The organism is Staphylococcus pasteuri, from assembly GCF_030547725.1.
Lineage (GTDB): Bacteria > Bacillota > Bacilli > Staphylococcales > Staphylococcaceae > Staphylococcus > Staphylococcus pasteuri.
Map to the genome: position 1 here is coordinate 1 of NZ_JAUOQO010001081.1, position 231 is coordinate 231.

Genomic DNA, 231 nt, shown 5'->3' on the forward strand with positions numbered 1-231 from the left:
AGATTATAGGCCGGGAGAATGAGGCTAACCCACAATATAATCATTGGTTTGAACATATACATCCAGAGTATCGTGCAAGAGTAGAAATGGCACTGTCTGCTCATTTGAAGACAAAAGAGGAATACGAAGTTGAGTATGTCGGGTTAAACGAAGTTGGAGAATACAACTGGTTCTTTAGTATTGGCAACTCATGCCTCAATGATCAAAACGAACCAATACTAATGTCAGGTT

The 231-nt window shown here is 39.4% G+C and carries 1 protein-coding gene; it reads left to right on the forward strand.

The genetic code is table 11. From position 1 onward, the window contains the following. Positions 1–231: PAS domain-containing protein (locus Q4528_RS16480; protein WP_303522874.1), on the forward strand; the 231-nt coding region annotated here is incomplete at both ends.